This is a genomic window from Streptomyces sp. NPDC088746, from assembly GCF_044751065.1.
Lineage (GTDB): Bacteria > Actinomycetota > Actinomycetes > Streptomycetales > Streptomycetaceae > Streptomyces.
The window spans coordinates 1,193,159-1,205,557 of the sequence record NZ_JBIVLA010000001.1 but is presented as its reverse complement, the minus strand read 5'-3'; the positions used below and the strand labels follow the sequence as shown (position 1 = coordinate 1,205,557).

General features: G+C 71.5%; 10 protein-coding genes. 2 read left to right on the top strand and 8 right to left on the bottom strand.

Annotated features, from left to right (window positions below; genetic code table 11):
* The first annotated feature begins 36 nt into the window (after window positions 1-36).
* Entirely contained in the window at window positions 37-1,371 is a 1,335-nt protein-coding gene (locus ACIP63_RS05660; RefSeq protein WP_401512274.1) for an MFS transporter, read from the top strand.
* Between the two features lie 41 nt (window positions 1,372-1,412).
* On the opposite strand, the gene ACIP63_RS05655 is transcribed toward ACIP63_RS05660, so the two are convergent.
* The 6 genes from ACIP63_RS05655 to ACIP63_RS05630 are packed head-to-tail and all read right to left on the bottom strand — an operon-like array spanning window position 1,413 to window position 9,916.
* Complete coding sequence (locus tag ACIP63_RS05655; RefSeq protein ID WP_401511732.1) at window positions 1,413-3,746, bottom strand: glycoside hydrolase family 3 N-terminal domain-containing protein; 2,334 nt, start codon at window positions 3,744-3,746, stop codon at window positions 1,413-1,415.
* Window positions 3,747-3,772: 26 nt separating this feature from the next.
* Window positions 3,773-5,707: a cellulase family glycosylhydrolase gene (locus ACIP63_RS05650; RefSeq protein WP_401511731.1), complete on the bottom strand. Its 1,935-nt coding sequence runs from the start codon at window positions 5,705-5,707 to the stop codon at window positions 3,773-3,775.
* Window positions 5,708-5,759: 52 nt separating this feature from the next.
* On the bottom strand, window positions 5,760-6,812 hold the full coding sequence (locus ACIP63_RS05645) for a LacI family DNA-binding transcriptional regulator (protein ID WP_401511729.1): 1,053 nt from the start codon (window positions 6,810-6,812) through the stop codon (window positions 5,760-5,762).
* On the bottom strand, window positions 6,809-7,636 hold the full coding sequence (locus tag ACIP63_RS05640; protein WP_401511727.1) for a carbohydrate ABC transporter permease: 828 nt from the start codon (window positions 7,634-7,636) through the stop codon (window positions 6,809-6,811). The genes ACIP63_RS05645 and ACIP63_RS05640 overlap by 4 nt, the downstream gene beginning before the upstream one ends.
* A gap of 14 nt (window positions 7,637-7,650) precedes the next feature.
* Window positions 7,651-8,592, bottom strand: a complete 942-nt coding sequence (locus ACIP63_RS05635; protein WP_401511725.1) for a carbohydrate ABC transporter permease — start codon at window positions 8,590-8,592, stop codon at window positions 7,651-7,653.
* A 31-nt stretch (window positions 8,593-8,623) separates the two neighbouring features.
* Window positions 8,624-9,916, bottom strand: coding sequence for an ABC transporter substrate-binding protein (locus ACIP63_RS05630; RefSeq protein ID WP_401511723.1), 1,293 nt, complete (start codon window positions 9,914-9,916; stop codon window positions 8,624-8,626).
* Window positions 9,917-10,152: 236 nt separating this feature from the next.
* On the opposite strand from ACIP63_RS05630, the gene ACIP63_RS05625 reads away from it, so the two are divergent.
* Window positions 10,153-11,007 (top strand): alpha/beta fold hydrolase, encoded by an 855-nt coding sequence (locus ACIP63_RS05625; RefSeq protein ID WP_401511721.1) that lies wholly within the window; start codon window positions 10,153-10,155, stop codon window positions 11,005-11,007.
* A gap of 45 nt (window positions 11,008-11,052) precedes the next feature.
* Here ACIP63_RS05625 and ACIP63_RS05620 read toward each other — a convergent pair whose 3' ends face one another.
* On the bottom strand, window positions 11,053-11,691 hold the full coding sequence (locus ACIP63_RS05620; protein WP_401511719.1) for a hypothetical protein: 639 nt from the start codon (window positions 11,689-11,691) through the stop codon (window positions 11,053-11,055).
* 69 nt (window positions 11,692-11,760) lie between these two features.
* Entirely contained in the window at window positions 11,761-12,354 is a 594-nt protein-coding gene (locus ACIP63_RS05615; protein ID WP_401511717.1) for a TetR/AcrR family transcriptional regulator, read from the bottom strand.
* Window positions 12,355-12,399: the final 45 nt, after the last annotated feature.

Genomic DNA, 12,399 nt, shown 5'->3' with positions numbered 1-12,399 from the left:
GTCGTCCGGTCCGCGATCCGCAAGATCTTCCGCCGCGTGGTCCCCCTCTTCTTCGTGATGTTCGTCGCGAACTACATGGACCGCGTCAACCTCGGCTTCGCCCAGGACCAGCTCCGCGCCGACGTAGGGCTGTCCGCCGCCGCGTTCGGACTCGGCGCGGGGATCTTCTTCATCGCGTACGCCATCTTCGAGGTGCCCTCGAACATGATGATGGAGCGGTTCGGGGCCAAGGTGTGGCTCACCCGCATCATGATCAGCTGGGGCGTCGTGGCCACCGCGATGGCCTTCGTCAACAGCCCGGGCATGTTCTACGCCCTGCGCTTCCTGCTCGGCGTCGCCGAGGCCGGCTTCTTCCCGGCCGTCATCTACTATTTCAGCCGCTGGCTGCCCGACTCCCACCGCGGCCGGGCCACCTCCGTGTTCCTGATGGGCTCCGGCACGGCGACCGTCATCGTCGGTCCCATCTCCGGGGCGCTGCTGGAGATGCACGGACTCTGGGGCCACTCCGGGTGGCAGTGGATGTTCTTCGTCGAGGGCGTCTTCTCCGTGGTCCTCGGCTTCGTCGTCTACCGCTACCTCGACTCCAGCATCGAGAAGGCGACCTGGCTGACGGACGAGGAGAAGGCCGGCCTCGTCGCCACCATCGACGCCGAACAGGACGCGCGGGACGCACAGCGCGGCTCCAGGGCCCGGGTCTCCCGCTGGAAGCTGCTCGCCGACCCCCAGATGCTGCTCTTCCTGTGGATCTACTTCGCGATCAACGTCGCCCTGTACGCGGTGACGTTCTGGTTGCCTTCGATCGTCGACGACATCGGCGGCCTGAACGACCTCCAGGTCGGACTTCTGACGTCCGTGCCCTGGATCTGCGCGATCCTCGCCGTGTACGTCAGCGGGCGGATCTCGGACCGCATCGGCAAACGGCGGCCGGTCCTGGTGGTGCTTCTCCTCGTCGGCGGCTGCGGCACCCTGCTCGCGGTCTTCGTCTCACCCTGGGTGGGCCTGGGTGCGCTCTGCCTGGCGGCAGTGGGCTTCAAGCCCGCATCGCCGGTCTTCTGGACGATCCCGCAGAGCTACCTCGACGCCCGGGCCGCCGCCCCCGGCATCGCGCTGATCAACTCCATCGGCAACCTCGGAGGGTTCGTCGCCCCCACCGCCTTCGGGATCATCGAGGACACGACCGGCTCGACGAAGGGCGGCCTGGTCGGCCTCACCGTCGTCGGCTTCCTGGCCGCGGTGAGCGTGCTGCTGGTGCGGGGCGGCGGGCGCAACGACCGCGCTCGTGTCCGTACGGCGAAGGGAGCCGCGGCCCCCTCACCGGAGGCGGCGCCGGGCACGGCGAGGTCCGTGCAGGCGGGGCCCGGGACGGCCTGACAGGACGGGGAGGGCCGCCGGTCCCTGTGGCGCGTACGCCGTCACCGGCGCCCCGTGCCCCCTCCGACGGGTGCCGCCGTCACCGTGAGCCGGGCGTCCTGGGTGAGCTGTGAGGACGGCCCCGTCCCGACCGCGAACTCGCCCGGCTCCACGGCCCATTCCCCCGCGTACGTGAACGAGGCGAGGACCGCCGCGTCCACCGGGAAGACGGCCTCGGTGCTCTCGCCCGGCGCCAGCTCCACCCGGACGAAGCCCCGCAGTTCACGCACCCGCGGCCACGACGTCCCGCCGAGCACCCGGCGCACGTAGAGCTGGACGGTCTCCCGCACCGGCCGGGCGCCCGTGTTGGCGACGCGGACCGTGCAGCTCAGCGGTGCCGGCCCGTCGAACAGGTCCGCCGCCAGGGAGGGAACGGACAGCCGCGGCGCGCCGTATTCGACCGTCGTGTAGGACAGCCCGTGGCCGAACGCGTGACGAGCGGTGGCGGGCTGGTCGACGTAACCCCGGTAGCCGTGGTCCTTCCCGTTGTAGAACACGGGGAGCTGGGCCGCCGAGCGGGGCACCGAGACCGGCAGCCGCCCCTGGGGTCCCGACCGGCCGAACAGCACGTCCGCGACCGCCCTTCCGCCCCACGGGCCCGGATACCAGGCGCTCAGTACCGCCGCCGCCCTGCCGGTGAGGTCCGGCAGGGCGTGCGGCCGGCCCTGGACCAGCACCACGACCACCGGGGTGCCCGTCGCGGAGACCGCCTCCAGCAGCGCCGACTGCCCCTCGGGCAGAGCGAGTTCGGCCAGATCGACGCCTTCGCCGCACGTCATCTCCACCGGATTCCCGGAGGCGACGACGGCCGCGCCGTTCGCGTCGAAGCGCGTCCCGGACCCGCGCGCGCTCGACCCGCCGAGGACCAGCACCGCCACATCGGCGGCGGAGGCGAGAGTCACCGCCTCCGGCAGCTCCGACCGGTCGCCGCCGACGAGGCCGCAGCCCCGGGCGCACGTGACGTCCGTGCCGGCGGGCGCCGCGGCCCGGAGGCCCGCGAGCACACTGCTGCCCGTGCCGGGCCGTTGCGGCGCGGTGTAGTCCCCGATCTGCTGCGGCACGGAGTCGGCGTTCGGCCCGATGACCGCGACGGTCCCGACGGGCCGGCCGGCCAGCGGCAGCGTCACCCCGTCGTGTTCGAGGAGGGTCACGGACTCGCGGGCGACACGCTCACTCAGCTCCTCCACGCGCGCGGGGTCCGTCACCCGGACGCCGGTGTACGGATCCTCGAAGAGCCCGAGGCGGAACTTCAGCGCCAGGACGCGCCCGACCGCCGTGTCGAGCGTGGCCTCGTCGACCAGCCCGCGCCGGACCGCCTCCGCCAGCCGGGGATAGCAGTCGTCCCACAGGCTCAGGTCGGTCCCGGCCCGCAGCGCCGTCGCACCGGCCGCCGCCGGATCACCCGCCATCCGCACCAGCCGGTCGATCGCGAGCCCGTCGGCCATCACCAGGCCGTCGAAGCCCCACCGCTCCCGGAGGATCCCGGTCAGCAGGTGGCGGCTCGCCGCACACGGGACGCCGTCGAACTCGTTGTACGCCGCCATGAGTCCCGCGGCTCCGGCCCGTACGCCCGCCAGCGCCGCCACGAGATGGATCTCGTGCAGTTCCCGCGCGCCCAGCTCCGTGGCCGCGCTGTTGCGGCCGCCGACCGTGGCCCCCTGCCCGGCGAAGTGCTTGAGCACGACGGCCGCCCGGTCCCGCCCGATGCGGTCCCCGGCCGGCCCCTGCACCCCGCGCACCAGCGCCTCGGTGAACCGCGCCGCCAGATACGGGTCCTCCCCGAAGCACTCCTCCGCACGGCCCCAGCGCGGATCCCGCACCAGGTCGAGCGCGGACACCAGCGCCACATGGCCGCCACGGGCCCGGAGCTGCCCGGCGGCGAGGGCCGCCGCCTCCTCGTACAGCTCCGGATTCCAGGTGGCGCCGACCGCCAGGTTCACCGGCAGCACCGTCCCGTCCAGCGCCTGGACGCCGTGCGGCATCTCCTCGACCAGCAGCACCGGGATGCCGAGCCTGGTGTTCTCGACGACGTGCCGCTGCACGGCGTCCGAGACCCGCGCCCCGTCCGCGGCGCCGATCCCCGTCTCCGCCGTCACCCCGGACCAGGGGTCGGCGCGCTGGAGCCCGTACAGCGCGCCCATCCCGTCGTAGGCCGCCACCTCCGCACGGAACGCGTTCGTCAGCCGGTGACCGGACGGGGTGCGCTCGTACGCGTCCCATCCGTACATCCGCTGGTTGACCTGGCCCACCTTCTCGGTGAGCGTCATCCGGGACAGGAGATCGCGCACCCGGTCGGGGACGGCCGCTTCCGGGCTGCGGAACAGGGGATCGGACATCGGGAGGCTCCTCAAGGATCGGGCGGTCAGCGCACTTCGAGCACGCGCACGCCGTACGGGGCGAGCGTCACGTCCCGCACCGGGTCCCCACCGGTCAGCTCGCGCAGCTCCCCGTCCGCCGACGGGCGCACGGCCAGCTCCTCGCCGGACTGGCTCACCAGCCACACGAAGCGTGCGCCGTCCTCGCGGACCAGCGTGTCGGCGCTGACGTACGGGGTGTCCACCGTCACCGGGCGCGCGGCACCGGCCAGTTCGGCGAGCGCCGCGTACAGCCGGTGGGTCTGCTCGGGGTTGGCACGGGCCGTACGGGCGGCCATGTGCTCCAGCGGATACGTGGCCAGGACGGTGCGGCCCGCGCCCGTCTCGTACCGCAGGAGCGCCGGGCGGCCGTGCGCGTCGGTGGCGACGACCCGCGCGCCGTCCGGGACGACCGGCAGATAGGCGCGGCTGTCCTCGTTGCCCGCGACCGGGAACGTCAGCACCTCGCCCGCGGCTATCGAGCCGAAGTCCTCGCCGAACGTCATCTCCAGGACGTCGTCCTCGATCGGCTCGGCGACACCGTACGACAGCTGGAGCTCCACCCCGAACAGCCCGTCGAGGTCGTGGAACCACGGGCCGCGCGTCGTCGGGTACTCACCCGAGCAGAACGACAGGTAGACCGTGGCCCCCTCCCGCGCCCTGCGCTCCAGTGCGCGGCGGGTGCGGGTGGTCAGCTGGCGGGTCGACGGCAGCAGATACAGCGAGGCGTCGTCCGGCAGCCCGTCGGCCTCCCGGGCGAACGCCACCGGCAGGTCCGCGCCGCGCGCCGCCACATAACCCTGGTGCAGCGAGGTGAAGATCAGCGGGCGGTCGGCGGGCCTGCTGTAGGGGTAGCCCCGCTCCAGGAAGGCGGGCACGACGAGAGCCGCGTCCGCGTCCGTACGGCGGCAGCGCGGGAAGTCGACCTGCTCCAACACCCTCGCGAAGGCGGCCAGTTCACGCAGCGGCTCCTTCGGACGCCCTGCGCTGTCGGTGATCCCGAAGTGCATCTCGAAGGGGTGGTGGTCGTACGGCGACTGCTCCCACAGCTCGTCGTAGTCCGTGTTGTTCCAGGCCATCCAGCCGGTGGCCCCGCCCAGCAGCGAGTTGTGCAGGGTCTGCCGGTAGAAGATTCCGGCGTTCGCGGCCGAGACCGTGTCCGTGGAGAGCCCGAACTCCTCCAGGACGACCGGCTGGCCGGTGACGGCGGCGAGTTCGCACTCGAACGCGGCCCGGTAGTGCTGGCGCGGCCGGTCCGTGTCGGAACGGTAGACGTGCGGCCCCACGAAGTCGACGTACTCGGCGGTCTCCCGCAGCGAGAAGCCGTTGTCGCGTCCCGTCACCTCGATGCCCCAGGCGCCGTCGCCCAGAGACACCGGCTGGGTGCCGCCCGCGGCGCGCACCGCGTCGCACATGAACTGCGCCCAGGCGGTGACGACGTCGCTCGACGGCGGGTCGACCTGGTGGATCCGGCCGTAACCCGGCATCTCGTTGGTGATCAGCCAGCCCGTGACCGCCGGGTGGTCCTTGAAGCGGCGGGTCATCTGCGACACGAACCACGCCTGCCGGCCGACGAGCCACACGTCCTCGTACAGATCCCGGTCACCACGCCACGCCGGGTCCCAGTTCTCGCCCGACATGTGGCCGACGATGAACGTGGGGACCGTGCCCATGCCCAGCTCGTGGTGGGCGTCCAGGAAGTCCCGGAAGCGGTCGCAGAGTTCCTCGTCGATCCGTCCGGGCTCCGGGTGGAAGTCGGGCCAGTAGAAGAACGACCGGGTCATGTTCAGACCGTGCTCCGCGAGCACGGCCAGCTCCTCGCGGACCGTCTTCGGCTCGTAGTTCCGCCACATCAGCGGGCCGCCGGTGCGGGACCAGAAGTTGGCGCCGAGCCACGGGAGGACGGCGGGGTCGTGGGTGAGCTGGGCGCTGTGGCGTCGCATGGTGTTTCGGGTCCTCTTCGATGTGCGGGGGGTACCGGGGTGGTGCGGCGGTTCAGGTCGGGGAGGTCAGCGGGCCCGTCGATTCCCGTACGACGAGACGGGGACGGCCGTCGAGCACCGGCGGGGGCACGTCCTCCCCGCAGCCGGCGAGCAGCGTGCGGGCGGCGGCCGCGCCGACGCGCTGCACCTGCTGGTCGACGGTGGTGAGCCGGGGGTGGACCCAGCGGCCGAGCGAGAGGTTGTCGTAGCCGACCACCGACAGGTCGTCCGGCACCCGGAGACCGGCGCGCTGCGCCGTGCCGATGCCGCAGACGGCCATGGAGTCGTTCGGGAACACCAGGGCCGTCGGCCGGTCGGGCAGGGCCAGCAGCTCCTCGGTGACCGCGACGGCGGCCTGCTCGGTGAAGTCGCTGTGACGTACGGCGACGGGCGCCAGTTCCGCCTCGGCCAGGGCTTCCTCGAAGGCGTGCAACCGCAGCCGGGTGTGCAGCAGTTCGCCCGGGCCCGCGACATAGGCGACGCGGCGGTGACCGAGCTCCAGCAGATGGGCCACGGCCTCCTTCACGCCCGCGCCCTGCTGCCCGAGTCCCACCCGGGGCACGGGCGATCCGGCGTCGGGGGCGCCCAGCAGGACGGCGGGCAGCCCGAGGCCGCGCAGCAGGTCCGGGCGCGGGTCGTCGGCGCGGGCGTCGGTCAGCACGGCGCCGTCTATCCGGCCCTCCGCGACGAGCCGTTCGTACAGCGCGTTCTCCTGCGCCATGTCGGCGACCAGGTGGAGCAGCAGACCGTAACCGCGCGGCGCGAGCTCGCCCTCCAGACCGGTGATCAGCTCACTGAAGTGCGGGTCGGAGCCCAGCACGTCGGTGGGCCGCCGGACGACGAGCGCGATCGTCCGCGTACGGGCCCGGCGCAACGCCGTCGCGGAGGCACTCGGGGACCAGCCCAGCTCCGTGGCCGCGTCCAGGACCCGGCGTCGGGTGGCCTCCGAGATCCGGCCGGTGCCGTTGACGGCCTGGGACACCGCGGCGGTGGACACACCCGCCGCCGCGGCCACGGCCTTGATGGTGGGGCGTACGGCGGTACGCCCTTCGAGGGGCTTGTTCACATCTTCACCGCTCCGCTGACGAGGGCCTGCTGCATCCGCTTCTGGAGCACGGTGTAGACCACCCAGACCGGGACCAGGGTCAGCACCGTGCCCGCCGTAAGAATGCCGTAGTCCGTACCCGTCAGGGACTTGAGCGTGGGCAGGGCGACCTGCACGGTCCGCAGGTCCGGGTCGGGGCCGATGATGACGAGCGAGTAGAGGTACTCGTTCCAGAAGGTCAGGAAGTTCAGCAGCAGGATGGTCGCGATCCCGGGCATGCACATCGGTGTGTAGACGTGCCGCAGGACGGCGAAGGTGGACGCGCCGTCCATGCGCGCCGCCTCCTCCATCTCGCGCGGGATGGTCCGCATGAACTGCACCAGGATGACGACGGAGAGCGGCATCGCCGTGGCCGGCAGGAACAGCACCATGAACGCGCGGGTGTGGAACAGCCCGGTGGCTGCGGCCAGCAGGAACGTCGGGAAGAGCGCGGCGAACGTGGGGATCAGGAAGCCCAGCGAGAACACCCGCTCCACCAGGGCCCCGATCCGCCCCTCCGCACGGGCGATGGCGAAGGCCGCCGGTATCGCGAGCGCCAGGGTGAGCAGCAGCGCCAGCACGGTCACGAGCATCGAGTTGAGGATCGCCGGCCCGAGGTGAGCTGAGGAGAACGACTCGGTGAAGTTCGCGGTGGAGAGGGAGGTGGGGAGGGAGAACGGGCTCCCGAAGATCTGGTCGTTCGTCTTGAACGCCGAGACCAGCAGGTAGTAGAGGGGGACGACCAGCAGCACCATGTACAGCCACGCGAAGATGTGCGCCGGCAGCCAGGACCTTCCGAACTTCATGGGACCAGCTCCGATCAGTAGTTCTGGCGGAAGACACGGCGGATGGTCAGCAGCCCTGCCAGACCGACCAGGAAGAGGACCACACCGACGGTCTGGCTGTAGCCGAGGTCGGCCGCGATGAACGCCTTCTGGTAGACGAGGAAGGACAGCGTCGTCGACGAGCTCCCCGGCCCGCCCTGGGTCAGCAGCAGCACGTTCTGTGCGGAGCCGAACAGCGTCCAGAGGAACTGGAGCATCGTCACGACGCCCACGAAGTCGCGTATGACGGGGAAGTGGATGCGCCACATGGCCCGCCAGTGCCCGGCGCCGTCGAGCTGCGCGGCCTCACCGATCTCGTCCGGGACGCTGCCGAGCCTGGCCGCGAACAGCACGGCGGTGAACCCGATGCCGCTCCACACGTCGAGGAGGATGAGGGAGCCGAGCGCGGTGGACGGCGAGGCGAGCCAGGCGTCGGTCAGCGAGCCGAGACCGGCCTTGTCCAGGGCGCCGTTGAGCAGGCCGTCGGGGGAGAGGACCGCGTAGAACACCATGGCCTTGGCGGGGGTGGAGATCAGCCCGGGGATGAAGAGCAGATAGCGCAGGACGCGGTGGCCAGGCGGCTTCTGCGCGACGTAGTACCCGAGCATGTACGCCCCGGTGATCATCAGAGGCACGGCCACGGCGAGCTGCACGGCGGTGTTGCGTACCGCGTCCCAGAAGACCGGGTCGTCCAGGACCGCGCTGATGTTGCCGGCGCCGGCGAAGGAGACCGGCTGGAGCATGCCGGGCCAGTGCAGGACGGCGATGACGAAGATGGCGACCAGCGGGCCGACCATGAAGACGAGGTACCAGACCAGCGCGGGCACGGCGAGGATGACCCCGCCCTGCGTACGGCGCTTCGTGGTGAGGGCGGACGGCGGGGGAGGGACCGGTCCGCGGACCGAGGCGCCGCCCGGGGCGGACGAGAGCATCGTCATGGGAGGACTCGCAATGGCTCGGGCGCGCGGATCAGGCCGTGCGGTAGGCGGATTCCAGGGCGGAGCGCACGGAGGCCGCGCTCGTCCCCCGGGTGAAGGCGGTGCTGGTGGCGGTGATCAGCGGCTGGGTGGCGGTCGGGGGGACGTACAGGTCGGGGAGGAGCACCTGGCCGACCCGCTCGCCGAGCTGCTGGGCCTCGGCCACCAGCGGGAAGTCCTTGCTGACGGTGTCGGTCACGAGCGCCATGTCCCGGCCGCTCTCGGTGATGAAGCGCGACACCACGTCGGGGCGGTACATGAAGCGGAGGAACTTCTCGACGGAGGACAGCTTCCTGACCCCGTTGGGACTGATCCAGAAGCCGATGAGGGTGTACGAGCGCAGGATGGTCGGCTTCTCGTGGGCGGCACCCGGCGCCAGCGGCCAGCCGCCGATCTCGGTGTGCCCGGCCGCCTTCGGCGGGATCTTCGCCAGCGCGGAGGACATCGCGGACTGGATGGCCGCCGCCTCCGTGTTGTACTGCGTGGTCATCGTGTCGGAGGTCAGCCCCTGCGCCTTGTCGGCGAAGACGCCGGCGTCCCGCAGGGTCACGAAGTAGTCGATGCCCGCGCGGGCTCCCCGGCTGCCGCTGAAGTCGCCGGTCGTGTAGAGCTGCCTGGCCTCCTCGGGGGTGAGGAAGGTCTGGATGATCTGGGCGAGCAGCTTCTGCCCCGTCCAGTCGTTGCCGCCGACGGTGACGGGTGCGATGCCCTTGGCGCGCAACTTCCGTGCGGCGCCGATGAGCTGGTCCCCGGTGGTGGGGACGGAGCCGACACCGGCCCGGTCGAGCAGGTGGGTGTTGAAGGCTACGGGCCAGTTGGTGGCGAAGTACGGGAAGGCGCGGAGCCTGCCCTGTCCGTCGGTCCACTCCGTCAGGGCGGCCGGCAGGACGCGGTCGCGCAGCCCCCAGTCGTCGAGGTAGCCCTTGACGTCGACGGTGGCACCGACGTCGGTCCAGGCCAGCGTCTTGTCGTACAGGTTGACCATGACCACGTCCGGCTCCTTACGGGCCAGCCGTGAGGTCTCGTAGACCTGGGGGAGGTCGTCGCCGTTGACGAGGTTCTTGACCCGGATGCCCGGGTTCTCCTTCTCGAAGGCCTTGACGACGGCGGTGTACGTGGCGGAGCCCGGCGCGGTGGTCCCGAGCTGGGTGTGGACGAGTAGGGAGCCGGGGTCGGAATCGGCCGAGGCGAGCGTGGAGCAGCCGGACATTGCGGGGAGCGCGGCAGCGGCGGCGAGGCCGGAACCAGCGGCAAGGAAACCGCGCCGACTCAGGGGTGAGCGCACAGCGGGATGTCTCCAACCAGGACGTTGACCAGGGTGGTTAATCGATGTACCAGCGGGTTGCGAGAAACTTAGGGGCGCGGGAAGAGTTGGTCAACCCCCGGTTGCACATGCTGGAAGAGCCGACATTCCGGGCGGGCCGGGGGTGGTGAATCCTGGTAGGGGTGGTGCGCGGGCCGGGGAGCGGTGAATCCTGGTAGGGGTGTTGCTCGGAAGATCGTTCTGTTGGAGGGTGAGGCATGCAGAATCTGCCGACATTCGTCCTTGTCCACGGGGCCTTCGCGAATTCGTTCTCTTTCGCACCGCTGCAGGCCGAACTCGCCCTCCTGGGGCATCGATCGGTCGCGGTCGACCTGCCGGGCCATGGATTCGAGGCGACCTTTCCCGAGCCCTACCAGGCTCCCCAGGACTTCGACGCCCTCGCCGCCGAACCGGGGGGCATCAAGGGCGTCACGCTCGCGGACAACGTCGCCCGCGTGATCGAAGCCCTCGAGCGGGCCAAGCGGAACGGCCCCACCGTTCTCGTTGCCCACAGCAGGGGCGGCATCACCATCACCGCCGTCGCCAACGCCCGGCCCGAGCTGGTCGACCGGATCGTCTACGTCTCCGCCTGGTGCCCCGTCGATCTGGACGTGGCCGACTACTACGCCCAGCCGGAGATGGCGGACGTCGATCCGGGAGCACTGGCTGCCGCACTCGTCGGGAACCCGGCCGAACTGGGCCTGCTGCGGGTCAATTTCCGCACCGCCGACCCGGTGGCGCTCGCCGCGTTCAGGCAGGCGTTCGCCGCCGACCTCACCGATGACGAGTTCAGGACCTTCCTGAACACCTTCCAGCCCGACGAGAACCTCGACGCCGGTACGTCCGCCGACCGGGCGCAGGCCGCGACCTGGGGCCGGATTCCCAGGACCTATGTGCGCCTGGCCGCCGACGCCAGCGTTCCGCCCGCCGTGCAGGACCGCATGATCCGCGAAGCCGACGCGCTCACACCGGACAATCCCTTCGACGTCCGGACGCTCGAGGGGAGCCATCTGCGCTGGCTCGTCCATCCGAAGGCCGCCGCCGAGCTGCTCGCTGACCTCGCGGCGCACTGACACCCGTCGCAGGGCGCTCAAACCGGCGTGGGATCAGCTGTCCGGTCAGCCCCCGCCGGGTGAGCGCCCTGCGGTGACCTGCTTGTCGACCGTGGCGAGTACCAGGTCGGCCGACTCCGCGACCGATCGTCCCGCCCCCGTGTCGACGCGGTCCAGGCCCAGCCTGTCGACGGCATCCAGCATGAGCTCCTGGTAGCGCCCGGTCCGGGCCAGGAACTGGTCCATCAGGTGCTGTTCCGCCGTGGTCGCCGCCTCGTAGCGGCCGGCCGTGCGCACCCGGGCGCGTACCACCGCCTCGTCCGCGGTGAGCCATACCGCGGCCGTATGCCGGACTTCCAGCTCCGCGACGGGCACGGGCCGGAGCGCCGAACCTTCGAGGACCAGGCCCGTCCCGGTGCCGTCCTCGGCCGCGCGGGCGGTGATCAGCTCTTCGATGCGGGGCCACAGCCGGTCGTAGTGGTCGAGGACGGACCGGATCAGCTCATCGACCGTGAGACTGCCGTAATGCTCGGCGACGTGCGGCGGCACCTCCCACTCCGGCGTCCGCCAGGGCCTACCCGGGTGCCGGGCCAGGTTGTCCGTCGACAGGCACTCGAAGCCGAGCCTGTCCGCCACCGCGCGGGCGACGGCCGACTTCCCGACGTTCGACGTGCCCCCGATCAGCACCACTCGCACACCGCGCATGCCGGCGACCATATCGGGCGGGGCGCGCCGCTCGGGCGGGGAAGTGCCCGGCCCCCGACGGTGCGTCGCTCAGCCCTCGGCGGCGGCGCGGGAGCTCAGGATTCCCTCGACGCCGTGCAGGAAGGTTTCGGAGACCAGCTCCGGATCGAAGAGGCAACCGGCGGCCATGGCGCCGTCCCGGAGCATGACGAGGTGCCGGGCGGCGGGCCCGGCGGGCGCGTCGCCGGTCTGTGCCAGCAGGTCCGTGACGGTGTTCAGGAACCACTCCCGGTGGGCCAGGACGGCCTGATGGACACGGTGTGTCGGATCGGGATACTCGGCTACCGCGTTGAGGAACGCGCAGCCGCGGAAACCGGGGGACCGGATGCCCTCCGTGATGGACCTGGCCACGGCCCGGACCTCGTCGGGGGCCGACCGGCTGCCTGCCCGGGCGGCGGCGATCTGCGCTCGGATTCCTTGGTCGGCCTGGTCGAGATAGGCCAGGACGAGCTCTTCCTTGCCCGTGAAGTGCCGGTACAGCGTCGCCCGGGTCACCTTCGCCTCCGCGGTGATCCGGTCGATGCCGACGGAGTGGATCCCCTCCGCGTAGAAGATCCTGATCGCTGTGCTGAGCAGCCGCGCCCGTGCCTCGGACGTGCTGCCGCCTTCTGGGCCTCGGCTCATGCGGCCAGGCTACCAAACCCCTGAGGTAGAACGTTCGGTCTTGAC

Excerpts from the sequence above, each read along its gene's own strand:
- ACIP63_RS05655 (WP_401511732.1), bottom strand. The coding sequence starts at position 3,746 with ATGTCCGATCCCCTGTTCCGCAGCCCGGAAGCGGCCGTCCCCGACCGG.
- ACIP63_RS05650 (WP_401511731.1), bottom strand. The coding sequence starts at position 5,707 with ATGCGACGCCACAGCGCCCAGCTCACCCACGACCCCGCCGTCCTCCCG.
- ACIP63_RS05640 (WP_401511727.1), bottom strand. The coding sequence starts at position 7,636 with ATGAAGTTCGGAAGGTCCTGGCTGCCGGCGCACATCTTCGCGTGGCTG.
- ACIP63_RS05635 (WP_401511725.1), bottom strand. The coding sequence starts at position 8,592 with ATGACGATGCTCTCGTCCGCCCCGGGCGGCGCCTCGGTCCGCGGACCG.
- ACIP63_RS05625 (WP_401511721.1), top strand. The coding sequence starts at position 10,153 with ATGCAGAATCTGCCGACATTCGTCCTTGTCCACGGGGCCTTCGCGAAT.
- ACIP63_RS05620 (WP_401511719.1), bottom strand. The coding sequence starts at position 11,691 with ATGCGCGGTGTGCGAGTGGTGCTGATCGGGGGCACGTCGAACGTCGGG.
- ACIP63_RS05615 (WP_401511717.1), bottom strand. The coding sequence starts at position 12,354 with ATGAGCCGAGGCCCAGAAGGCGGCAGCACGTCCGAGGCACGGGCGCGG.